Source organism: Brucella tritici (genome assembly GCF_008932285.1).
Taxonomy (GTDB): domain Bacteria; phylum Pseudomonadota; class Alphaproteobacteria; order Rhizobiales; family Rhizobiaceae; genus Brucella; species Brucella tritici.
This window is the reverse complement of sequence record NZ_WBVY01000004.1, coordinates 412,317-433,640: the sequence shown is the minus strand read 5'-3', so window position 1 is coordinate 433,640 and position 21,324 is coordinate 412,317. Positions and strand designations below refer to the sequence as shown.

Below are 21,324 nucleotides of genomic sequence, written 5' to 3'. Positions count from 1 at the left end.
GAGGCCGGGACATCTGCAATGAAAGCGATTTATTTTACCGGCCATGGGGAAGCAGGTTTGGCTGACTTGCCGGATCCGGCATTGCAGCCGGGACACGCCCTGATCGACGTCAAGGCGTCAGGTCTCTGTCATACCGACATAGATGTCCTGCATGGCCGCTACGGTTCCAGCGCGTTTCCGCTGGTGCCTGGGCATGAATATGCGGGCATTGTGGTCGCGGTGGCGGAAGACGTGACCAATGTGAAGGTGGGCGACCGCATTGCGGTCGATCCGAATATTCCCTGCGGTCATTGCCGTGCCTGCCTCAAGGGACTGACCAATCTCTGTTCCGATCTCAAAGCCTATGGTGTGACCCATAATGGTGGCTTTGCGGGCATGAGCCTTGTCAATGCCAGTCATCTCTACCCCATCGGTGATCTGCCTTTTTATGTGGCAGCACTCGCGGAACCGCTCGCCTGTGTGTTGAACGGGCTTGGTGCAGCGGAGTTGAAGACCGGTCCGCGCGGCACCGAGAACGCGCTTGTCTTCGGTGCGGGGCCGATCGGTTTGTTGCTGGCTTTATCTTTAAAGACGCGAGGTGTGCGGCAGGTTTTTGTGGCGGATATCAACGAACATCGTCTGGCCTTTGTCGAAAGTCTCGGCCTCGAGCCTGTCGTATCGGGCTCCGAAATGCTGGATAAGCGTAAGCGGAGTTTCGATTTCGTTGCCGATGCGACCGGCATTGCCAAGGTCGTTGAAAGCATGGTCAGCTTCACGGCCGACGGCGGTACGGTTCTGGTGTTTGGCGTTTGCGCACCAGATGCACGGATTTCAGTCACGCCTTTCGAAATTTTCCGTCGTCAGATTCGAATTGCAGGGTCACATTCGCTGAACCGCAACATTCCGCAGGCCCTGGAAATACTCAAACAGGACAAGGGCGAAATGGCACGCCTCGTTTCGCACCGGTTACCGCTCAGCGAAATGCTGCCGTTCTTCACCAAGCACGGTGGCGATCCAGCTACGATGAAAGTCCAGTTCGTACCCGATTGAATTGAAGGAAATCGTTATGACCAAGCTGTCGCGTGCAACGCTCCAGAGCCTCGACAAGGTTCACAAACCTGGCTACGACCCAACCGGGTTGAAACCGGGCATCGTGCATTTCGGTGTTGGCAATTTTCATCGTGCCCATCAGGCTGTCTATCTGGACGATTTGTTCGGAATGGGCGAGGGGCATGACTGGGCGCTGGTCGGCGCTGGTGTGCGTGGCAGTGATGATGCCATGCGGGACACGCTCAAGGCGCAAGACTGGCTTACCACAGTTGTCGAACAGGAAGCCGATTATGCGGGGGCAAGGATTACCGCTTCCATGATCGATTATGTAACCATATCGACCGAAGAAGGGCGAAAGGCTTTGATGGTCTATCTCACATCGCCCTCTACTCGCATTGTTTCCATGACGATCACTGAAGGTGGTTATTATATCGATCCGGCCAGCCAGACCTTTGATCCTGCTCATCCTGATATTGTGGCAGATGCCACCCATCCGGATCAGCCCAAGACTGTGTTCGGCCTGATCGTGCAGGCACTGAAACTGCGCAAGACGGCGGGTGTTCAACCTTTCACCGTCATGTCGTGCGATAATATTCCGGGCAACGGGCATGTGACGGAAGATGCCGTCACTGGCCTCGCGAAGCTTAGTGATCCGGCCTTTGCCGACTGGATTTCAGCCAATGTCGCTTTTCCGAATTCCATGGTGGATCGCATTACGCCAGCCACTGGTGCACGCGAGCGTGAAATCGCTGCGAAAGATTTCGGGGTTGAAGACGGCTGGCCGGTCTTTTGCGAAGTTTTCAAGCAGTGGGTGGTAGAGGACAATTTCCCCACTGGGCGTCCTGCGTTGGAAAAAGCCGGTGTCACGTTCACTGATCAAGTCGCTGCTTATGAACTGATGAAAATCCGCATCCTGAACGGCGGTCATGCAGCCATTGCCTATCCCGGCGGACTGCTCGACATTCACTTCGTGCATGAGGCGATGGAGCATCCACTGATCCGGCGCTATCTGGAAAAGCTCACCAAGGATGAGATCATTCCAGAAGTGCCGCCAGTACCGGATACCGATCTTGAAGACTATCGCATTCTCATCGATGAACGTTTCGCCAATCCAAGTATCGGCGATACCATCCGCCGCCTGTGCCTTGATGGCTCCAACCGTCAGCCGAAATTCATTCTGCCCACTGCTTCTGATCGGGTGGCCAAGGGTAAGTCCGCCACAGGGCTGGCGCTCGTTTCTGCATTCTGGTGCCGTTACTGCTATGGCACGACTGATAGCGGCACGGTTATTGAGCCGAACGACCCGTCATGGGACCGTCTGACAAAGCAGGCGGCTCTTGCAAAAAACAATCCCGAGGCGTGGCTTGCGATGGATGATATCTTCGGCTCGCTCGCTTCAAATCCAGCTTATGTGGCGGCTTTTTCATTCGCGCTGCTGCGCATCTGGCAGGATGGGACTGTCAAAACGCTCGAGCGTTATCTGGCAGGTGAGCCACTATAACTGAAAATTACAAGGCACCCGGATAGACCCTTACCGGACGGTTATCCTTGACCGACTCCATCACAACAAAAGTGGAGGTGCTCGCCACATTGGGCAGGCTCGAAATCTTTTCGCCCAGCACCTCGCGGTAACGCCGGATGTTGGGCGTTCGCACTTTCAGAAGGTAGTCGAAAGAGCTTGCGATCATATGACATTCTTCGACTTCACGTATCTTGCGCACGGCTGTGTTGAATGCCTCAAGCGCAGCTTCGCGTGTGTCGGATAGCTTGACCGTCGTGAAGGCGATATGATCGAGACCGAGTTTCTCAGGATCGATGGCGGCGCGAAAGCCGACAATATAGCCTTCATCGACCAGTCGTTTCAGTCTCGCTTGACATGGTGTCTTGGAAAGACCGACTTTTTTTGAGAGTTCCGTTACGGGAATGCGTCCGTCTTCGCTCAAGACTTCTAGAATGCGCCTGTCGAATTGATCCAGATCGTCTACAGAATCTATCTTTCGCATCCGCTTAGCCTTTTAATGAATATATAATAAGATCGATAATCCTTTATATGGAGCAAATGAAGGCAGAATGCAATTTGCACAAATGATAGTGTGCGCCCACTTAAAGCAGAGCTAAACTGAGCAGAGACGCTCGGGGCTGTTTTCATTTGTGAGCATTGCACCATGACCGATACCATACCCGCTCCTACCAATCCGGTTTTCCAGAATTTTGCGCCGCCGATCCGCGAGCAAGGCGCACTGAGGCAAGCGATTACCGCCGCTTATCGCCGCCCGGAAGCTGAATGCGTTTCCGCGCTGGCTGCACAGGCCGCCTTGCCGGAAGAAACGGCGAAGCAAGTCCGCTCCACTGCTCGCAAGCTCATTGAAGCGCTGCGTGCCAAGCATAAGGGTACGGGCGTCGAAGGCCTGGTGCATGAATATTCGCTGTCGAGCCAAGAGGGCGTGGCGCTTATGTGCCTTGCCGAGGCGCTGCTGCGCATTCCAGACATGGCGACGCGCGACGCGCTTATCCGGGACAAGATTTCGAATGGTGACTGGAAGTCTCATATCGGCGGCGGGCGCTCGCTCTTCGTCAACGCTGCGACCTGGGGGCTTGTCGTCACGGGCAAGCTGACAAACACGGTCAATGATCGCGGCCTGTCGGCTGCCCTGACACGCCTGATCGCCCGTTGCGGTGAACCTGTCATTCGTCGCGGCGTTGATATGGCCATGCGTATGATGGGCGAACAGTTTGTCACCGGCGAAACCATCGACGAAGCGCTGAAGCGCGCCAAGCCGCTGGAAGAACGTGGCTTCCGCTATTCCTACGATATGCTGGGTGAGGCCGCGACCACCGCTGCCGACGCCGAGCGTTATTACACGGATTACGAAACCGCCATTCACGCCATTGGTCGCGCCTCCGCCGGTCGCGGCATCTACGATGGCCCCGGCATTTCCATCAAGTTGTCCGCTTTGCATCCGCGCTATGTCCGTTCGCAGAGTGAACGCGTCATGGGAGAGTTGTTGCCGAAGGTAAAGGCGCTCGCCGCTATCGCCAAGTCCTATAATATCGGTCTCAACATCGATGCCGAGGAGGCAGACCGTCTGGAACTGTCGCTTGATCTGTTGCAGAGCCTGATTGAGGATTCGGATCTGGCAGATTGGGAAGGCATCGGCTTCGTGGTGCAGGCTTACGGCAAGCGCTGCCCGTTCGTGCTTGATTTCATCATTGATCTGGCCCGTCAGAACAAGCGGCGCGTCATGGTTCGTCTGGTGAAGGGTGCCTATTGGGATGCCGAAATCAAGCGCGCACAGGTTGACGGTCTGGAAGACTTCCCGGTTTATACACGCAAGGTACATACCGACGTTTCCTACATTGCATGCGCACGCAAGCTCCTTGCGGCGACAGATGCTGTTTTCCCGCAATTTGCAACGCATAATGCGCAGACGCTGGCCACCATCTATCATTTGGCTGGTCCGGATTTCAAAACCGGAAAGTTCGAGTTCCAGTGCCTGCATGGTATGGGTGAACCGCTTTATGACGAAGTTGTCGGTGCCGAAAAGCTCGGACGTCCGGCCCGCATCTATGCGCCGGTCGGCACACATGAAACGCTTCTCGCCTACCTTGTTCGCCGACTTCTCGAAAACGGCGCGAACTCATCTTTCGTCAATCGCATTGGCGATGAAAGTGTCTCCGTCGATGAGTTGATCGCCGATCCGGTTGATGTCGTTCGCTCGATGGCTGTCCTTGGTGCACGTCACGACCAGATTGCCCTGCCGGAAAATCTCTATGGCGCTCGCAAGAATTCTGACGGTTTCGACCTGTCGAATGAAGTCACACTCGCTGAACTCAGCACGATTTTGAAGGACAGTGCGAGCCGCGTGTGGACATCGGAACCTCAGGTTGCCGGAGCCAAGGTCAAGGGAACCAGCCGCTCGGTTCTCAACCCTGGAGACCGGAACGATGTTGTCGGTACAGTGACGGAGATCGCCGAAGCAGACGTAGCGAAAGCCATGAAGGCGGCACAGAAGGCTACAGCAAGCTGGTCTGCGGTTGTGCCAGCCGAACGTGCGGCTTGTCTTGAGCGCGCAGCGGATATCATGCAGCGCGATATGCCGGTTCTGCTCGGCCTCATCATGCGCGAAGCTGGCAAGTCCATGCCGAACGCGATTGCTGAAGTACGCGAAGCTATTGACTTCCTGCGTTATTACGCAGAGCAGACCCGTCGTACGCTGGGTGTCGGCCACAAGGCGCTCGGACCTATCGTCTGCATCAGCCCGTGGAACTTCCCGCTGGCGATCTTTACCGGGCAGATTGCGGCAGCGCTTGTGGCGGGCAATCCCGTGCTGGCGAAGCCTGCTGAAGAGACGCCGTTGATTGCGGCACAGGGTGTTCGTATCCTGCATGAAGCTGGCATTCCAGCCGATGCGCTGCAGCTTCTGCCGGGCGATGGCCGCATCGGAGCGGCATTGGTGGCTGCCGAAGAGACATGCGGTGTAATGTTCACCGGCTCGACCGAAGTGGCGCGCCTCATTCAGGCTCAGCTTGCCTCGCGTCTGTTGCCGAACGGCAAGCCAATCCCGCTGATTGCCGAAACCGGCGGTCAGAACGCAATGATCGTGGATTCATCCGCTCTGGCGGAGCAGGTCGTGTTTGACGTGATTGCATCAGCATTCGACAGCGCGGGTCAACGTTGTTCGGCGCTACGCGTTCTCTGCCTGCAGGAAGATGTCGCAGACCGCATCCTGACAATGCTCAAGGGCGCGCTGAAGGAACTATCCATCGGTCGAACCGACAAGCTGAAGGTCGATATTGGACCGGTTATCACCGATGAAGCCAAGAACGTCATCGAAAAGCACGTTCAAGGTATGCGCGATCTCGGTCGCAAGGTTGAGCAGCTTCCGCTAGGTCCTGAAACACAGAATGGAACTTTCGTTGCGCCGACCATCGTCGAGATCAACTCGCTTCGCGATCTGAAGCGGGAAGTTTTTGGCCCGGTTCTGCATGTCGTCCGCTATAAACGCGATGATATGGAGCGCCTGATTGATGATATCAACGCGACCGGTTACGGGCTTACTTTCGGCCTGCATACGCGCCTCGATGAGACGATCGCCAATGTTGCTGATCGTATCCGTGTCGGCAATGTCTATATCAACCGCAACGTTATCGGCGCGATTGTCGGCGTGCAGCCTTTCGGTGGACGCGGCCTGTCTGGCACGGGTCCCAAGGCAGGCGGTCCGCTCTATCTCGGGCGTCTCGTCGAAACAGCGCCGATCCCGCCGCGCCACAGTTCGGTTCACACTGATCCGGCGCTCAAGGATTTTGCGAAATGGCTTGGCCAGCGCGGCATGAATGATCTGGCACAGACTGCGCGCGATACTGGTAGCGCTTCGGCGCTCGGTCTTGATCTTGAATTGCCGGGCCCGGTCGGCGAGCGCAATCTTTATGCGTTGCATCCGCGTGGAAATATTCTGCTGGTTCCGCAAACTGAAACGGGCCTTTATCGACAGATGACAGCGGCACTCGCTACGGGCAACACTGTGTATGTCGATGAGGCTTCGGGTCTGCGGAATGTGCTGAAAGATATTCCGGCTTCGGTTGCGGCACGCACGATCTGGACGAATAATTGGGAAACCGATGCACCGTTCGCTGGAGCGCTGGTTGAAGGGGATGCTGAACGCATCGTCGAGATTAACAAGAAGCTTGCAACGCTTCCCGGACCGTTGGTTCTGACTCAGGCTGCTTCCACGGAAGAGCTTGCAATCAACCCGGATGTCTATTGCCTCAACTGGTTGCTGGAAGAGGTTTCGACGTCGATTAACACCACAGCAGCGGGTGGTAATGCGAGCTTGATGGCAATCGGCTGATCCCGTTCGGGACAGGAAAGGACAAAAAGGGCGGCTTTAGCCGCCTTTTTCTTTTGTCGGTACAGATTTGCATGGCTGTGCAAATGACATTCGAAAACAGAATGATTGAATTATTTTTTGTAATTTCAGAATAAAATTTACAAAGGCATTGACAGGCTTTCATAAAAGGCAAACACTATGCACACGCTTGCAAAAGCGTCGGCGTGGAGGCGCCGTATAAAGGGAGGAAAACAATGCGTTCGGCATTTCTGGTTGCGGCGCTGGCCGCGGGCGTATCTTCATTCGCTTTTTCTGCGCAAGCCGCAGGCAATCTTAATCTCATCTGTTCTGCGGACGTGGTTATCTGTGAGCAGATGAAGAACATGTTTGAGAAGGACACCGGCATCAAGGTCAACATGGTGCGGCTTTCTTCCGGGGAAACCTATGCCAAGGTGCGTGCCGAAGCGCGCAATCCGAAGACGGATATCTGGTGGGCCGGTACAGGTGATCCGCATCTACAGGCCGCATCTGAAGGGCTGACGCTCGAATACAAATCGCCAATGCTTGACCAACTGAATGATTGGGCCAAAAAGCAGGCTGAAAGCTCGGGCTTCCGTACGGTTGGGGTTTATGCCGGTGCGCTTGGTTGGGGATACAATGCCGATATTCTTGCCAAGAAGAACCTGAAAGAGCCGAAATGCTGGGCTGATTTGCTCGATGCGTCCTATAAGGGCGAAATCCAGATGGCCAATCCGAATTCTTCCGGTACTGCCTACACGGCACTGGCAACGCTGGTCCAGATCATGGGTGAAGACAAAGCCTATGATTATCTGAAGAAGCTCAACGAAAATGTATCGCAGTACACCAAATCCGGTTCGGCTCCCGTCAAGTCGGCTGCGCGTGGCGAAACTGGAATCGGCATCGTTTTCATGCACGACGCCGTGGCGATGACGGCGGAAGGTTTCCCAGTCAAGTCAGTTGCGCCGTGTGAGGGCACTGGCTACGAAATCGGTTCCATGTCGATCATCAAGGGCGCCAAGAATCTCGAAAATGCGAAGAAGTGGTACGACTGGGCGCTGACCGCCGAAGTGCAGTCGCACATGAAGGATGCGAAGTCTTTCCAGTTGCCGTCCAACAAATCGGCCGAGGTTCCAAAGGAATCCCCGCGCTTCGAGGACATCAAGCTCATCGATTACGATTTCAAGACCTATGGCGAACCGGCCAAGCGCAAGGAATTGCTTGAGCGCTGGGATAAGGAAATCGGTGCTCACGCCAACTGATTTTTCATTGGCTTGAAATCCGGGTGCGCCGCTCTTGTTGGGCGACGCACCTGTCCCGAATGACGAAGCAAGGTAGCGGCTTCCTGAAATATGCAGGAACCGATGCCTCTCGTCATTCCTTGGAAATCCCCGATCTGGAGGGACGCGGACATCCATGAAACAGCACAATCGCAGACTGGATATCATTCTGGCACTGGCGTTCGCGGCATTTGTCTTGTTGCCGTGGTATCGCATAGAAGACGGCTTTCTGAGTTTCGGCTGGCTGGCTGGAATGTTCGGCGATGGTGCAACGGCGCCCGGCTTTTGGCAGATAGCCTTCTTCGGGCGGCCCTGGCTTGGCGCTGTTGCTGTATTCATGCTGCTTTGTGCTAGTGTCCGCTTCCTATTGCCTGTCGAACGTCGGAGCGGTGTTCTGATATGGGCGAGCCTTCTTGGTGTACTCTTCCTGGCGCTGCAAGGCTTGGCCATCGGCTTTTCCGGCTGGAACTGGATGATCAGTGAAAACCTGTTCGGTGCTCTTTCTGACGGTCAGCCAGCCTTCGGCGCCGGAGCAATCCTGACAGGTCTCTGCTTTCTGCTGATTTTCTCGTTTGGTCTCGCAGAACGCGGCGTAATGAAGGGGGACGCTTTTGTCGTCTCTTCCATTACACTGCTGGTTGCATTGGTGGCTGTATTCGTCTTCTATCCTGTTATCAGCATGTTTGCCGGGTCGGTGCAGGATTTCGACGGTTCTTTCAAACCTGAGGGGTTTATCGGCAATATTCAGGATTCCTCGATCTGGAGTCTGGCCTGCGTTATCGGCGAAGGGCGATGTGGCGTTGCATGGCGCACGTTATGGCTGGCGCTGATGACTGCGACCGGATCCACAGTGCTGGGGCTTGCCTTTGCATTGGTTGCGACCCGCACAGGCTTTCCTTTCAAGAAAGGCTTACGGCTTCTCACCATATTACCGATCATCACGCCGCCCTTCGTTGTCGGTCTTGCATTGACGCTGCTTTTTGGCCGCGCAGGCGTAGTGACGGAACAGATCTCCAATATATTCGGGGTGGAGCCAGGACGGTGGCTTTATGGCCTCACCGGCATATGGATCGCGCAGGTCCTGTCTTTCACCCCGATTTCCTTCCTCGTACTTATCGGTGTTGTCGAGGGTGTGTCACCGTCGATGGAAGAAGCATCTCAAACTCTGCGCGCTGATCGCTGGCGTACGTTTCGCAGGGTTTCTCTGCCGCTGATGGCACCGGGGCTTGCCAATGCGTTTCTCATTGCTTTCATCGAAAGTATGGCGGATTTCGGCAATCCTATGGTGCTCGGAGGCAGCAATGGGGTGCTTTCGACCGAAATATTCTTTGCCGTGGTTGGTGCGCAGAACGATCCATCGCGCGCGGCAGTTCTCGCAATCGTGCTGCTCTGCTTTACATTGACTGCGTTTCTTATCCAGCGCGTCTGGCTCTCGGGCAAGAACTTCGCAACTGTGACCGGCAAAGGCGATTCCGGTATGCATGCCGGGCTGCCACGCGGCCTAAAGATCGGCGTTTATGCCCTTGTCATTCCTTGGATGATTTTCACTGTCGTTGTTTACGCGATGATCCTTATTGGCGGCTTCGTGCGTCAGTGGGGGCTCGACAATACGTTGACAGTCGAGCACTACGCGCGGGCGTTTTCCGTCAATTGGACAGAGAGTGGCATTGCGTGGACCGGTGTGGCATGGAATTCGTTCTGGACGACGATGGAAATCTCGCTGATCTCAGCTCCGCTGACTGCTGCTGTCGGGTTGCTGACGGCCTATCTGATCGTTCGCCAGCGTTTTGTTGGACGAAACGTCTTCGAATTCGCCTTGATGCTGAGCTTTGCAATTCCCGGCACCGTTATCGGTGTCAGCTACATCATGGCTTTCAATCTGCCACCGCTTGAAATGACTGGCACGGCGCTGATCCTGATCGCATGTTTCGTATTCCGTAACATGCCTGTTGGCGTCCGCGGCGGTATCGCAGCCATGAGCCAGCTCGACAAGAGTCTTGATGAAGCCTCTCTGACGTTGCGGGCGAACAGCTTCCGCACAATCCGCAAGGTTATTCTGCCACTGTTGCGTCCAGCTATCACAGCTGCACTGGTCTATTCCTTCGTACGCGCCATCACATCCATCAGCGCGGTCATTTTCCTCGTTTCGGCGCAATACAACATGGCGACATCCTACATTGTCGGTCTGGTCGAAAACGGTGAATTCGGCGTGGCCATCGCATATTCATCAATGCTGATTGTCGTGATGATCGTGGTCATTACAGGCTTCCAGCTTCTCGTGGGTGAACGCAAGCTCAGGCGCGAGAACCGCGTTGCCGCTGTCGCCCCCGTCAAAACCGTTCGTCAGGAGAAAACCGCATGACTGCGATCCGTCCCGGCTCCGTTACATTTGAAAATGTTACCAAGAAATTCGGTAATTTTACCGCCTTGCCCGATCTGTCCCTGACCGTCGAGCCGGGAACTTTGGTGACGCTCCTCGGACCATCCGGTTGCGGCAAGACGACGACATTGCGGCTGCTGGCTGGGCTCGAACATCCTACCTCTGGCCGTATTCTGATCGGCGGCAAGGATGTGACCAATCTGCCAGCCAATGAGCGGGACGTGTCGATGGTCTTCCAGTCCTATGCGCTCTTTCCGCATATGAGTTCGCTCGACAATGTGGCCTACGGCTTGGAATCTTCAGGCTTGAAAAAAGCGGAAGCGCGCGAACGTGCGGAAGAGGGGCTGAAGCTCGTGGGTCTTGCGGGAATGGGACATCGCCTTCCGGCAGAACTGTCGGGTGGCCAGCAACAGCGCGTCGCGGTGGCCCGCGCTCTGGTGCTGGAGCCTCAAGTTTTGCTTCTGGATGAACCGCTTTCGAACCTTGATGCTCGTTTGCGCCGCCGGGTGCGCACCGAAATTCGCGAGCTTCAGCAGCGGCTCGGGTTTACCGCCGTCTATGTCACGCACGACCAGGACGAGGCGCTCGCTGTCTCCGACACAATCATCGTCATGAAAGAGGGCAATATCGCACAGAAGGGAAGCCCTCGTGATCTCTATGAAACACCGGCCTCAGCCTTTATAGCGGATTTCATGGGAGAGGCGAATGTTGTGCCGTGTGAGGTGATGACGGCAGATGGGAGCGAAGCTGTCATTCGTGTGGGCAGCCTGACCCACCGGGTTACCGCGCGCAACGCCCGACCGGGTCCGGCGCAGCTTGCGATCCGTCCCAATGCGGTGACCTTGCAGCCAAAGGCTGGCGGCGGCTTTCCCGGACGTGTCGCGCATTCGGCCTATCTCGGCGATCATATCGAGTATGAAATCGAGACCGAACACGGCAAGCTTTTCATAGTCGATCCGGCGGTCGAAGAGGCTCTGCCGCCACAAACCGACGTCTCTATCGAGTTCAAAACGCGCGGGCTTGCCATTATCAGTCAATAGGCGCAGAAACGTCGCGCCTTTCTTTATCTCTCATCGGAAAATCATCATGACGTCTCATCCCCGACAGGAACTAGAAGCGCGGCTGGCGCTCGCCGAAAAGATCGCGCGCGAGGCGGGCGCCAAGGCTCTCGACTATTTCAAGCGGCGTGAAACACTGGTTATCGAAACCAAGCGCGATCCGCAGGATGTAGTGTCGATCGCGGACAGGGACGTTGAACAGCTTATCCGTGCTCGTGTGTCGGAAACCTTCGCTCAAGACGGATTTCTGGGAGAGGAGTACGGGCTGAATGAAGGCACTTCGGGTTACACCTGGGTTGTAGATCCGATCGATGGCACCAGTCCTTTCGTCAATGGCATGCCGAACTGGTGTGTTTCCATCGCGGTTCTGAAAGACGGTGAACCCGTGGTCGGTGTCATCCAAGCGCCATGTTTTGATGAACTTTATGCTTCGGCCAAGGGGCTTGGCGCAACACTTGATGGCAAGAGGCTGGTTCTCGATCCGAGCCGCACGATCCGTAATTCTGTGACGGGCATTGGTGCCAACAATTACGTTACGCCGCAGGTCGTGGCGAAAATCGTGGAAGACCTGCTTGAGGCGGGCGGAACGTTTATTCGCAATGGTTCCGGCGCGTTGATGATCGCTTATGTCGCGGCTGGCAGGCTAGTCGGATATTATGAGCCTTATATGCATGCCTGGGATTGTATGGCGGGCTTTTGCCTCGTGCGTGAGGCGGGCGGCTATGCTCATCCTTTCCCTGTCGATGGAGAAAAGCTCACCAAGGGCAACAAAGTTTTCGTAGCTGGGCCCGGTGCAATCGAGGACCTCAAGAAGGTTGCTCGCCTATAGAATTGGATATGATCTTCCCGGGATTTCGGTTCCAGCCATATTCTGAATAGGGTTCGTTGCCAGCAGCGCGGAGGAGCGCCTGCCGGACATAGGGAATCGTATTATCCGGTAGATTGTCCAGCCTTCTCCATTGCAGATCGGCATGCTTGTCTGGCTCACATAGCGTAGGCGTGCCGGTCCATTCATCGGCGCGGAAGAAATGACCCAGCCATTGATTGCCAGCCGTCAGACTGTGCAGGGTGTGAACTGGTTCCAATGCTTCAGGTGCGATAATTATGCCAGTCTCTTCGAAGGCTTCACGCGCCGCTGCTGCCCGGATTGTTTCGCCCGCCTCGAGCCCTCCGGCTGGAATGCTGAACCAGCCGTCCATCCATCCGGTTGTCTTCCGCTGCAACATGCAGATTTCTGGCCCGCGTGCCAGAATGACAAAGACTGCGGACGAAAGCTGGAAGCGTACACGCTCGTTCAATTGACTCTCCCAAAAAGCAAATAGGCAAGTCTTCCACAGACTTGCCGGTAGTTTACACGAGTCGATCTTGCTCCGAAGTGAGATCAGAGACAGGTCAGGGATTGTCGCGCTTGAAAATCCAGTCGTGAGCGGGATGGTTTTTGAACCGCCACTTGCGCAAAGGACCAGCCATCACGTTGAGATAATACATCTCATAGCCATAGGGTGCGCCACATGGATGGTGGCCTTTGGGCACAAGCACAACATCTCCGTCAGAGACTGCCATGGTTTCATCAAGGCTTCCATCTTCGGTGAAAACGCGCTGGAAGCCGAAGCCCTGCGCCGGATTGAGGCGGTGATAATATGTCTCTTCCAGATAGGTCATGTCCGGAAAATTGTCTTCGTCATGTCTGTGGGGTGGATAGGATGACCAGTTTCCTTGCGGTGTGAATACCTCGGTAACAAGCAGGCTATCGGCAACATCGCGGCCTTCCATAGCGATATTATGGATGAAGCGGGTGTTGGTGCCTTTTCCCCGTTGTTCAAGTGTCAGACTTTCTGGCCCAAGCTTCTGCACCTTGCGGCCCGGTTTGCCCGGCGCGGTGCAAACGGCCAAAACACAATTCGTTGTGGCAGTTGCATGCCAGTCGCTTTCAGCAGGCACATAGAGGCAATGTGGCGGCAGTTTCTCGAACACGTTCATGCGTTCGCCCATCTCGCCGAAATCCTCGTCTGAGGCGGAAATCTTTGCCTTGCCTTCGACAAGAACGAGGATCACTTCAGTCGATCCGGTCTTTTCGGAGACACTCTCGCCGGATTTGAGACGGTAAAGGCTGAACCCGACATAGCTCCATTCTGCGCTTTCCGGGGTAATGTCGTGGACCTTGCCATGCGTGCCGTTGGGCTTGCGCAACAAATTGGCCATGTCTCAGTCTCCTTTGTCGAGTCCTGCTTCGCGTGCGAATGATTTCAGCGATTTCAGTCCAAGCGACTGATACTCATAGGGATTACGAATATCCGGATCCTGTTCGGCTTCGATCACCAGCCAGCCTTGATAGGCTTTGTCAGCGGCAACTTTCAGTACGGGCACGAAGTCGACGCCGCCATCTACATCGCCCGGAACGGTGAAGACGCCGCGACGGACTCCCTCCAGAAACGACAGGCTCTGGTCGCGTACTTCAGTGGCTATCGCTGGGCGAACGTTCTTGGCGTGGATATGCCCGACGCGGCCCATATGCTTTTTCGCAACCCGTTCTGGATCGCCGCCACCAAACAGGCAGTGACCTGTATCAAGAAGAAGCTTCGCATGTGGTCCTGTATGCTGCATAAGAAGATCTATCTCGTCCTCGCTCTGCACTACCGTTCCCATGTGATGATGGTAGACAAGCGCAATACCTTGGGCCGCAGCATATTCTGCGAGTGCTTCTACGCCCGCGCCGAATTCTTCCCAGCGCGCTTCTTCCAGCACCGGACGCTCGGATAGCGGCTTGTCGTTGTTGCCGTGAATGGCATTCGACGTTTCGCAAACAATGATGACCTTCGAACCCATCGCCTTCAGGAGGTCGAGCGCAGGCTGCATTGCTTTCTTTTCTTCTTCGACCGGATTCACCAGCAGGTTGAGCGAATGCCAGCCCGATACATAGAGAAGCTTGCGCGGTTCAAGCACAGCTTTTAGCGCAGCCGGCTCCTGCGGAAACTTGTGACCTTTCTCGATCCCGTCGAAACCAATCTCAGCGGTTTCATCGAGACATTGATCCAGGGTGATATGCGCGCCGAGGCTGCGATCATCGTCGTTCGACCAGGCAATAGGATTGGTGCCATAGAGGATCATCGGTCAGTTTCTTTCTTTGAGCTTAGCTTCATAATCTTTACGTGCGGCACGCACCTGTTCGCGCTCCGAGACTTCCGGCACCGCGACATCCCACCACCAACCGCCAGTTTCAGGGGTAGGGTAAGGATCGGTATCGATAATGACGACAGTGGTGCGCGGGCTGTTGCGGGTTTCCGCCAGAGCTTCCTCCAGCTCGCGGATTGAACCCACTTTCTTCGTATCTGCACCCATGGCTCCGGCGTGGGCAGCGAAATCGATGTGCGACGGGTTCACGTGGCTCGAATGGTCGAGCAGGTTGTTGAACTCGGCGCTGCCGGTTGCCATCTGCAGCCGGTTGATACAGCCGAAACCGCGATTGTCGGTAACAACAACTGTAATCTTCTGCCCCATCATGACGGCAGTGGCGAGTTCGGAATTGGCCATCATGTAAGAACCGTCGCCGACCATCACGATGACGTCCCGACCCGGCTCGGCCATCTTGATGCCAAGGCCACCGGCGATTTCATAACCCATGCACGAAAAGCCATATTCCATGTGATAGGACATGGGACGACCGGCTTTCCAGAGTTGGTGCAACTCTCCCGGCATCGTGCCTGCCGCGCACATGACAACGGTGTTCTCTCGTGCCTGACGTTGCACTGCGCCGATCACCTGCATATCAGTCGGCAAGGTATTGCCATCGCTTGGGGCAGCGGTAAACCGGTCTGCCGCCGCAAACCATTTCTCTTTCAATGCTGCGTCTACGGGGTGGCGTTTATAGCTGCCAACCGCTTTCGTGAGCGCTTCAAGACCAATCTTTGCATCGGCAACCAATGGAAGCGAACCGTGCTTTGAGCCGTCGTAGGGTTGGACGTTTAGCGAGAGAAGCTTGCGTCCGGGGTGTTTGAACAGCGCCCATGATCCGGTCGTGAAGTCTTGAAAGCGCGTGCCAACACCGATCACCAGATCGGCTTCCGCTGCGATGGCATTGGCGCTGTCTGCTCCAGTTACGCCAACCGGACCAAAATTGAGCGGGTGATCCCACGGTAGCGCCGATTTCCCAGCCTGTGTCTCGATGACTGGAATGCCATGTGCTTCGGCAAAACTGTGCAACGCTTCGTGGGCGCCGGAGTAGTGCACTCCGCCGCCTGCAACGATAACGGGCTTAAGCGCTGCCTTGATTGCTGCTGCTGCGGCATTCAGTTCATTCTCATCCGGCGGTGGACGGCGCCAGCGCCAGACTTTTTGTTCAAAGAACTCTTCCGGCCAGTCATAGGCCTCAGTTTGCACGTCCTGGCAAAAGGCAAGAGTTACGGGCCCACAATCAGCAGGATCGGTCATGGTACGGAAGGCACGAGGCAGGGCAGTGAGAAGCTGTTCGGGCCGGGTGATCCTGTCAAAATAGCGGCTGACCGGACGAAAACAGTCATTTACGGTCATGGTGCCGTCATTGAAATCTTCGATCTGCTGCAAGACGGGATCAGGTCCACGATTGGCAAAGACATCGCCGGGAATGAGGAGGACGGGTAGACGGTTTACATGGGCAAGGGCTGCTGCCGTGACCATATTTGTTGCGCCGGGACCGATGGAGGAGGTGACGGCGCAAGCGCGCCTGCGACCAAGTTGTTTGGTATAAGCAATGGCTGCATGGGCCATGGTCTGTTCATTATGGCCGCGCCATGTAGGCAGTTCTTCGCGAATGCCATGGAGGGCTTCGCCAAGTCCGGCCACATTCCCGTGGCCGAAGATAGCCCAAACACCTGCGATAAAGGTCTCACCATCTGGCGTCATCTGATTGGCGAGGTAGCGCACCAATGCCTGCGCAGCGGTCAATCGAACGGTTTTCATAGCTCCTCCAGCTTCATCCCGGCAGAACGAATTCAAAATGTACGCACGCCATCCCAGACATTGCAAAGGCCACGATAGCGCGTCACCATGTCGGCGATTGCTTCTTCGTCGCTGATCAGGCCGTTCAGCCATTTGCGTGCCGCGTCACCAAAGATCGTACGTCCCACTGCAAAGCCTTTGACAAGGTCGAATTCGGCGGCAATTGCAAGACTGGTTTCCAGTTCTTCGGCCGGTGCGTCCAGTCCTAGAACAACGATGCCGCGTGTGTGTGCATCGTTGCGTAGGATCGCGTCACAAGCATTGGCCCATGCCGCCCTGGTTTTCATGGGCTCGAGCTTCCACCAGTCGGGATAGACGCCGATTTCATAAAACCGCTCGATCACACGCGCAGTTGTGTCGTCATCGACGGGACCTGCTTTGGACGGGATGATTTCGAACAGGAACTCCAGCCTGTTACGTCGGGCAGCTGCAAAAAGACGTGAAACAGTTTCTTCCTGTTCTGCCTTGAACTCGGCTGTGTCATCCGGGTGGTAGAAGCATAGCAACTTCACGACATTCTCTACAGGCCACTCGACCAGTCCACCGCAGTCTGGTCCGAGTTCCGGTTCCAGCTTGAGCGGACGTGAACCAGGCCACTCCGTCGGACGTCCAATCCACAAGCCCGTGCCGGCAGCCTGGTAAAGAGCGTCACGGCCCAGTCGACCATCACACAATATGCCGTAACCTTCAGCGCCGTTCGCCACTTGCAAGGCTGCATTCAGGCAAAGCTGCTTGAATTCGCCGATCTTGTCGGTCGAAACGCCCGCCTCCGCAACCATTTCTTCCAGCTGGACGCGGTGGTCAAAGGCGAAAACGCGCATATGTGGCCAGTGGCCGTTGCGATTGGTGGACCAATGGATCTGCTCCAGAGCGGTGTCCTTGCGCAAAGCCTTGCTGCGAATGCCGGTGCGGAAAAAATACTGAAGCTCTTCCCAACTCGGATAGGCTGGCGTGCAGCCATGTCGCGAGACTGCAAAGGCCCCGCAGGCATTGGCAAATTTGAGGCTGGTTGGCCAGTCTTCTTCCTTTAGCCAGCCTCGCAAAAGCCCGGACATGAAACCATCGCCTGCGCCGAGCACGTTGAAAACGTCAATCGGGAAGCCTTCGCCGGTCTGTCCTTCGTCTAGGCTTTCAGGAATTGGGCCTTCGAAAACCACTGCCCCCATGGGGCCACGTTTGCAAACCAGTGCAGCTTCCGTTACTGCACGCACAGCTTTCAGCGCCTGAAGTGTATCTGTTGAGCCGCCTGCAATATGAAACTCTTCTTCTGTCCCGACGACAAGATCAAAGAGGTGGAGCGTCGATTGCAGTTTGGTCGTGACATCTGCGGATTCGATAAAGCGGTTTTCGCCATCGCCGTGTCCGGAAAGTCCCCAGAGATTGGGACGATAATCTATATCGAGCGCCGTCCGGCTGCCATTCTCGCGCGCAAGACGGAGTGCTTTCAGGACAGCTGCTTCCGTCTTTGGATGGGATAAGTGTGTGCCGGTAGCCAGAACACAGCCAGCTTCGGCGATGAAGGCTGGATCAATGTCATCCTCGCACAATGCCATGTCGGCACAATTCTCGCGATAGAATATCAGCGGAAAATGCTGTTGGTCGCGAATGCCGAGAATGACGAGGGCGGTCAGGCGCTCCGGATCAGTGACGATGCCACGTGTATCCACGCCTTCGCGTTCGAGTTCGCGCAGCAGGAAGCGCCCCATATGCTCGTCGCCGACACGCGTGATCAACGCCGATTTAAGGCCCAACCGCGCAGTCCCAGTTGCAATATTGGTGGGAGAACCACCTACATATTTGTTGAAGGAGGCCATGTCTTCCAGAAGACCGCCCACCTGCGCGCCATACAGGTCAACCGAAGATCGGCCAATCGTGATCAAGTCGAGCCGCTTCACAACCATCCTCCCTCACTACTTTCTTATTGCTGCAAGGCTGTGCATGATTTATGCGCACATAGCAGTTATTCCATTTTTGATTAAAATAGATTTATTATTCTATTTCAACTGAAAAATGGAATAATGCACGGGAAGGATTAGTCGCTTTGACGCGCCGTGCCTACGGCGACAGCGAGCGCTATGGCGAGACAAAGCGTTGCGGAGAGTGAGCGGAAGGCGCCGAAATCTACCTCGGAAACGAGCAATGTCTGTTTTGCTGATTTGCTCATCGGGCTGACAAACGTGTCGGTTATGCCGACGACATCAATACCGCGTGCGGCGATGGTTTCGGCCATGGCGACCGTTTCCGGTGAGTAGGGCGAAAACGTAATCGCCAGAAGCACGTCGCCTTCGCGAATGGCATGCAGATTCTCAAGTTTACCGACCGCACTATGCAGCATCGCAGGCACTTGCATCTTCTCCAGCGCATAAGCGAGGTAGCTCGCAACGGGAAAAGCACGGCGGATGCCGACAATGTGGATTGTTTGTGCGTTGGCCAGTAGCTGAACGACCTTTTCGAGTGCGTCCGGATCGATGGTCTTGAGCAAGCCTTCGAGGGAAGTACGCCCTGCTTCAGCAAATTCGGCAAGAAGGGCGGGTGCACTGCCTGTTGCGGTCTCGCGCAAATGCTGCAGTCTGGTCGAATAATCAGGCCAGCCCCCCGCATAGGAATCCCGGAACAGCTTCTGCATTTCCGAAAAGCCGGAAAACCCCATGATCTGGCAGAAGCGCATGAAGGCAGAACTCTGCACACCTGCGCCTTCAGCCATCTCAGCAACGGTCGACACCGCGATGCGATCCTGGTTGGCGGCGACGAAATCGGCGCATTGCTTGAGCCTCTTCGGCAAACGATCAGAAACCTCCAGCAGTTTCGTTTCGAATTCCTTGATATTCGCCGGAACGCTGATCAATGACGGGGCAGGGGAATCCATCGTTGGCCTTTCAATATGGTCCTTGACAATCTTTATGTCACATTCTAGCAAAATAGAATAAATATTCTATAGCGTATCTTCGATGACTGAAGATGGCCGTTTCCTGGGAGGATGAGGCAATGGTTACACGTCTGGCGCTGCTCGGCGCGGGCCGTATCGGCAAGGTTCATGCAGGCGCAATCGCTGCGGACAAGCGGGCCCGATTGGTTGCCGTCGCTGACGCCAATGAGGCGGCGGCGAGAGCAATTGCCGGTTCTGCGGGTGCGGACGTTCGAACCATCGACGAAATCGAGAAATCAGACGATATAGATGCAGTGCTGATATGCACACCGACCAATACGCACGCTGATCTTATTGAACGGTTTTCTCGCGCCGGCAAGGCCGTTTTCTGCGAAAAGCCCATTGATCTCGATATTGCACGTGTTCGATCTTGTCTCGCTGTCATTCGTGATACCGGCGCGAAGGTGATGCTGGGTTTCAATCGTCGTTTCGATCCGCATTTTGCGGCAGTCCACAAGGCCATCGAAGATGGACGCATCGGCAATGTTGAAATGGTGACGATCACCAGTCGCGATCCGGGGGCGCCGCCTGCAGACTATATCAAGGTATCCGGCGGTATTTTCCGCGACATGACGATCCACGATTTTGACATGGCGCGATTTCTTCTCGGTGAGGAAGTCGATGGCGTATCGGCCGCGGCTTCGGTGCTCGTCGACCCAAAGATCGGAGAACTCGGCGATTACGATAGTGCGAGCGTCATCCTGACGACCCCTTCCGGACGTCAGTGTGTCATTTCCAATTCACGGCGTGCTTCCTACGGCTACGATCAACGCATTGAAGTTCACGGATCGCTTGGTGCTGTTTCGGCGGAAAACCAACGTCCAGTCTCGATAGAGATTGCGTCCAGAGATGGCTATAACCGCCCGCCATTGCATGATTTTTTCATGACCCGCTATACGGCTGCTTATGCAGCGGAAATCGCCTCGTTTATCGATGCTTTGGATACTGGCAAAGCATCGCACCCTTCAGCGGAAGATGGATTACAAGCTTTGGCTCTGGCTGAAGCGGCACTTCGTTCGGTCAGGGAAGGCCGCACTGTCAAAGTTGCGGAAGTTCTCGGATAAGGCGGCAATTTTGTTTGCCTTTTTCCGCAATCGGCTGCGAAGGGCGCAAATATCTAAAAAACAAGTAGTTAGCAGAATGTGCGGCCAAATATTACTTCCCTAGTTTTCGGGGTTTTTCAACGGTGTTGGCCGCACAACGAAGAATTAAAACGCAAAAAAGGCCCCTGCTGGTATTTCAACCAGCAGGGGCCTTTTGCATTCGCGGTTACGGTTTCCGCGACGGGATGGGTATTGATTTGTCGGTTCAGCCGGGATCGATAGGACGCGCTGTCCTACTTCGACCAATCTCTTCTGAATTCTGGTCGATAAGCTTTTTCTGGAATTCTAGGCGCTGCTCTATCGCCTTCATACCAAGTTCAAATTCGCTGCGAGGAATAAGCCCTTCGTCCATCTTCTCAATGCGGGCTTCGTTCCTGTCGATATCCTCATTAGTCCGCTGCATGAACATTTCTAGCTCCTGCCGGGTAACTTTTCGGATTGGTTCGGGGATGCGTGTAAAAAGGCTAAAGTACCGGGTAGGGCGCATGGACTTCGAAAAGCAGCAGCGTCACGCTTGGCTGAGTTCGGATGTACCGAACGCGAAATTATGGCGATAACGGGACACACAACTTCGAAGGAGGTTGACCGATACGCCAAGTCTGCCCGACAAAAGGTTCTTGCGAAATCCGCTATGGAAAAGATGCTATTGAATACGCAGAACGACGAAGAAAAAAGGACGCATCTACAGTTGGTCGTTGGATAACTAAACTGAAAAGTTGGCCGCACAG

The 21,324-nt window shown here is 55.3% G+C and carries 17 protein-coding genes; 9 read left to right on the top strand and 8 right to left on the bottom strand.

What is annotated here, in order from left to right; genetic code table 11:
* Nucleotides 1–18 precede the first annotated feature (18 nt).
* Nucleotides 19–1,029 (top strand): zinc-dependent alcohol dehydrogenase family protein, encoded by a 1,011-nt coding sequence (locus F9K94_RS16545; RefSeq protein ID WP_151647004.1) that lies wholly within the window; start codon nt 19–21, stop codon nt 1,027–1,029.
* A gap of 16 nt (nt 1,030–1,045) precedes the next feature.
* Complete coding sequence (locus F9K94_RS16540; protein ID WP_151647003.1) at nt 1,046–2,530, top strand: mannitol dehydrogenase family protein; 1,485 nt, start codon at nt 1,046–1,048, stop codon at nt 2,528–2,530.
* Between the two features lie 7 nt (nt 2,531–2,537).
* Here F9K94_RS16540 and F9K94_RS16535 read toward each other — a convergent pair whose 3' ends face one another.
* Nucleotides 2,538–3,032, bottom strand: coding sequence for an Lrp/AsnC family transcriptional regulator (locus tag F9K94_RS16535; RefSeq protein WP_010659033.1), 495 nt, complete (start codon nt 3,030–3,032; stop codon nt 2,538–2,540).
* Between the two features lie 162 nt (nt 3,033–3,194).
* Between F9K94_RS16535 and putA the strand changes: the two genes are divergently transcribed.
* From putA to F9K94_RS16510, 5 genes are all read left to right on the top strand, one after another.
* Entirely contained in the window at nt 3,195–6,878 is a 3,684-nt protein-coding gene (gene putA / locus F9K94_RS16530) for a trifunctional transcriptional regulator/proline dehydrogenase/L-glutamate gamma-semialdehyde dehydrogenase (protein WP_151647001.1), read from the top strand.
* Nucleotides 6,879–7,111: 233 nt separating this feature from the next.
* Nucleotides 7,112–8,137: an ABC transporter substrate-binding protein gene (locus F9K94_RS16525; protein ID WP_151646999.1), complete on the top strand. Its 1,026-nt coding sequence runs from the start codon at nt 7,112–7,114 to the stop codon at nt 8,135–8,137.
* Nucleotides 8,138–8,291: 154 nt separating this feature from the next.
* Entirely contained in the window at nt 8,292–10,517 is a 2,226-nt protein-coding gene (locus tag F9K94_RS16520) for an ABC transporter permease (protein ID WP_151646997.1), read from the top strand.
* On the top strand, nt 10,514–11,575 hold the full coding sequence (locus tag F9K94_RS16515) for an ABC transporter ATP-binding protein (RefSeq protein ID WP_061347027.1): 1,062 nt from the start codon (nt 10,514–10,516) through the stop codon (nt 11,573–11,575). Before F9K94_RS16520 ends, F9K94_RS16515 begins: the two co-directional genes overlap by 4 nt.
* 46 nt (nt 11,576–11,621) lie before the next feature.
* On the top strand, nt 11,622–12,422 hold the full coding sequence (locus F9K94_RS16510; protein ID WP_151646995.1) for an inositol monophosphatase family protein: 801 nt from the start codon (nt 11,622–11,624) through the stop codon (nt 12,420–12,422).
* Here the strand turns inward: F9K94_RS16510 and F9K94_RS16505 are convergent.
* From F9K94_RS16505 to F9K94_RS16480, 6 genes are all read right to left on the bottom strand, one after another.
* A complete protein-coding gene (locus tag F9K94_RS16505; protein ID WP_151646993.1) occupies nt 12,400–12,891 on the bottom strand; it encodes an NUDIX hydrolase in 492 nt (163 codons plus the stop codon). The two genes, F9K94_RS16510 and F9K94_RS16505, sit on opposite strands and share 23 nt — an antisense overlap.
* Before the next feature lie 94 nt (nt 12,892–12,985).
* Nucleotides 12,986–13,795 (bottom strand): 5-deoxy-glucuronate isomerase, encoded by an 810-nt coding sequence (gene iolB / locus F9K94_RS16500; RefSeq protein ID WP_151646991.1) that lies wholly within the window; start codon nt 13,793–13,795, stop codon nt 12,986–12,988.
* A gap of 3 nt (nt 13,796–13,798) precedes the next feature.
* Entirely contained in the window at nt 13,799–14,701 is a 903-nt protein-coding gene (gene iolE, locus F9K94_RS16495; protein ID WP_061347031.1) for a myo-inosose-2 dehydratase, read from the bottom strand.
* A 3-nt stretch (nt 14,702–14,704) separates the two neighbouring features.
* The gene (iolD, locus tag F9K94_RS16490; protein WP_061347032.1) at nt 14,705–16,528 is read right to left on the bottom strand and encodes a 3D-(3,5/4)-trihydroxycyclohexane-1,2-dione acylhydrolase (decyclizing); all 1,824 of its coding nucleotides are present in this window, start codon (nt 16,526–16,528) and stop codon (nt 14,705–14,707) included.
* Between the two features lie 32 nt (nt 16,529–16,560).
* Complete coding sequence (locus F9K94_RS16485; RefSeq protein ID WP_151646989.1) at nt 16,561–18,468, bottom strand: bifunctional 5-dehydro-2-deoxygluconokinase/5-dehydro-2-deoxyphosphogluconate aldolase; 1,908 nt, start codon at nt 18,466–18,468, stop codon at nt 16,561–16,563.
* 131 nt (nt 18,469–18,599) lie between these two features.
* Entirely contained in the window at nt 18,600–19,433 is an 834-nt protein-coding gene (locus F9K94_RS16480) for a MurR/RpiR family transcriptional regulator (protein ID WP_151646987.1), read from the bottom strand.
* A 119-nt stretch (nt 19,434–19,552) separates the two neighbouring features.
* On the opposite strand from F9K94_RS16480, the gene iolG reads away from it, so the two are divergent.
* Nucleotides 19,553–20,557: an inositol 2-dehydrogenase gene (gene iolG, locus F9K94_RS16475; protein WP_151646985.1), complete on the top strand. Its 1,005-nt coding sequence runs from the start codon at nt 19,553–19,555 to the stop codon at nt 20,555–20,557.
* A 244-nt stretch (nt 20,558–20,801) separates the two neighbouring features.
* Here the strand turns inward: iolG and F9K94_RS16470 are convergent, their stop codons facing one another.
* The gene (locus F9K94_RS16470) at nt 20,802–20,999 is read right to left on the bottom strand and encodes a hypothetical protein (protein WP_151646983.1); all 198 of its coding nucleotides are present in this window, start codon (nt 20,997–20,999) and stop codon (nt 20,802–20,804) included.
* Between the two features lie 15 nt (nt 21,000–21,014).
* Here F9K94_RS16470 and F9K94_RS16465 point away from each other — a divergent pair, with 15 nt between their 5' ends.
* The gene (locus F9K94_RS16465) at nt 21,015–21,299 is read left to right on the top strand and encodes a tyrosine-type recombinase/integrase (protein ID WP_151647701.1); all 285 of its coding nucleotides are present in this window, start codon (nt 21,015–21,017) and stop codon (nt 21,297–21,299) included.
* The last annotated feature ends 25 nt before the right edge of the window (nt 21,300–21,324 follow it).

What these genes read in the sequence shown, in the direction of transcription:
- F9K94_RS16510 (WP_151646995.1), top strand. Translation starts at nt 11,622, where the DNA reads ATGACGTCTCATCCCCGACAGGAACTAGAAGCGCGGCTGGCGCTCGCC.
- iolE (WP_061347031.1), bottom strand. Translation starts at nt 14,701, where the DNA reads ATGATCCTCTATGGCACCAATCCTATTGCCTGGTCGAACGACGATGAT.
- F9K94_RS16520 (WP_151646997.1), top strand. Translation starts at nt 8,292, where the DNA reads ATGAAACAGCACAATCGCAGACTGGATATCATTCTGGCACTGGCGTTC.
- F9K94_RS16535 (WP_010659033.1), bottom strand. Translation starts at nt 3,032, where the DNA reads ATGCGAAAGATAGATTCTGTAGACGATCTGGATCAATTCGACAGGCGC.
- F9K94_RS16485 (WP_151646989.1), bottom strand. Translation starts at nt 18,468, where the DNA reads ATGGTTGTGAAGCGGCTCGACTTGATCACGATTGGCCGATCTTCGGTT.
- F9K94_RS16470 (WP_151646983.1), bottom strand. Translation starts at nt 20,999, where the DNA reads ATGCAGCGGACTAATGAGGATATCGACAGGAACGAAGCCCGCATTGAG.
- iolB (WP_151646991.1), bottom strand. Translation starts at nt 13,795, where the DNA reads ATGGCCAATTTGTTGCGCAAGCCCAACGGCACGCATGGCAAGGTCCAC.
- F9K94_RS16540 (WP_151647003.1), top strand. Translation starts at nt 1,046, where the DNA reads ATGACCAAGCTGTCGCGTGCAACGCTCCAGAGCCTCGACAAGGTTCAC.
- F9K94_RS16480 (WP_151646987.1), bottom strand. Translation starts at nt 19,433, where the DNA reads ATGGATTCCCCTGCCCCGTCATTGATCAGCGTTCCGGCGAATATCAAG.
- F9K94_RS16515 (WP_061347027.1), top strand. Translation starts at nt 10,514, where the DNA reads ATGACTGCGATCCGTCCCGGCTCCGTTACATTTGAAAATGTTACCAAG.
- F9K94_RS16525 (WP_151646999.1), top strand. Translation starts at nt 7,112, where the DNA reads ATGCGTTCGGCATTTCTGGTTGCGGCGCTGGCCGCGGGCGTATCTTCA.
- iolD (WP_061347032.1), bottom strand. Translation starts at nt 16,528, where the DNA reads ATGAAAACCGTTCGATTGACCGCTGCGCAGGCATTGGTGCGCTACCTC.
- iolG (WP_151646985.1), top strand. Translation starts at nt 19,553, where the DNA reads ATGGTTACACGTCTGGCGCTGCTCGGCGCGGGCCGTATCGGCAAGGTT.
- putA (WP_151647001.1), top strand. Translation starts at nt 3,195, where the DNA reads ATGACCGATACCATACCCGCTCCTACCAATCCGGTTTTCCAGAATTTT.
- F9K94_RS16545 (WP_151647004.1), top strand. Translation starts at nt 19, where the DNA reads ATGAAAGCGATTTATTTTACCGGCCATGGGGAAGCAGGTTTGGCTGAC.